Below are 1,436 nucleotides of genomic sequence, written 5' to 3' on the forward strand. Positions count from 1 at the left end.
GGGATTTACAGGCTATCATCGGAACGGAACCCATAGACGCGGTAGATAAGTATTACCGTGAAGATCATGCGGACGGTACGGAACCGGACGGCATGGCGGAAACTTTGCGGCTGATGCAGCAGGCGGTGGCAATGTTTACCTGGTTAAAGGTCATTCCCACTTTGGACGCACAACACGGAACGGCCGGACGTGGCAAACACCTTGGAGAGAATGAAACGGGTATGACCGCCTTACAGGAGTTCAAGGATGAAGAGAATATCCGGAACCTGGCTTATGAAGCCGTAGACGCGTTGGTGGAGTTAATGGACCGCGAAAAGTTTGATTTCTGGATGAACGGCATTAAGAAAAAGGCTATAAACCGGCTTCTAATCCAGAATAAGGAAACGTTCGATGAATATTACAATATCGGCAGTCACCGGCTTTTTCTGGTGCTTATTCCTATGATCCGTTATAATAAACTGATTGAAGGCGATACCGTTTTAACGGAGAAATTGCTGGAGTATGTACGCCGCCCGCTTGCACTTCTCACCATAAAAAAGGCCGTTGAACGTTTACCGGTGGAAGTTCTACCCAATGGAATCGTACAGGTACAGCAGAGCACAACCGTACGGGATAAATTGCGGGCGGAAAAAGAGGCCCGGCAATCGGTTGCTAACAGTCTGGAGCAGGACGCGGCGGCTTACCTGGATGTATTGCAGGATATCATCAGGGAACTGGATGCGCAGTCGGAAACGGTGGATTACTATATACCGGGTGTTACCGTACAATCCAAAGGAATAACCTTTTAATGTCCGGACATGGAGAAGTTTACATATAATAGTAAGACGGCGGAGGTTCCTTCATGCCTGGATGAAGTCAGCAGTGAGCAGTACCGGCAGTTTCTTATATTGTCGGTACTGATGAACCGCGGTACGATCAGCCCCGGACAGTTCCGCGTAAAATGGCTTTCTTTCCTTCTGGGCATGAAAGCGGATTACACCATGTACCGGCGTGAGATCATCCGGGAGCTGGACGGCCAACTGGAAAAGCTGGACGGCTTTTTCTCTTATACGACCGGTAAGGAGGGCGAGCGGATCGTTACGCCCATTCTGAAAACCGGTCGTAACCTGATGCAGGATTTCGGGGGCTGGCATGGTGTCGGTGACATGCTGAACGGTCTTACTTTCGGTAACTTTTGTGATTGCCTGGATTTGTTGCAGCAAAGCAAGCAGGCGGTGACAGAAAAAGACGAACCGGCTATAAATGAAATCTTCCAGGATATCACATTAAAGCTTTACCGGTACAAGGACCCGGAGAAGATGCCGGCCGTTCCTTCCTTGCTTGCCATTCATGCGGTAAACTTCTTTTCCGCTGTTTGGGAAATGGTTCTTTCCGGACCGGTTTATATTGGTGGTGAAGATATTGACTTTCGGATATTATTTCAGAAGGTGGCATCC

The 1,436-nt window shown here is 49.0% G+C and carries 2 protein-coding genes; both read left to right on the forward strand.

The window, feature by feature from the left end; genetic code table 11:
• A partial coding sequence (locus tag AB5935_RS26095) for a hypothetical protein (RefSeq protein ID WP_368327883.1) occupies window positions 1-788 on the forward strand: 788 nt, incomplete at its 5' end.
• A 9-nt stretch (window positions 789-797) separates the two neighbouring features.
• Window positions 798-1,436, forward strand: a 639-nt coding sequence (locus AB5935_RS26100) for a hypothetical protein (RefSeq protein WP_368327884.1), incomplete at its 3' end; no start/stop codon positions are given.

This window comes from Phocaeicola sp. RTP21198st1_B8_RTP21198_201120, from assembly GCF_040929485.1.
Taxonomy (GTDB): Bacteria; Bacteroidota; Bacteroidia; order Bacteroidales; family Bacteroidaceae; genus Phocaeicola; species Phocaeicola dorei.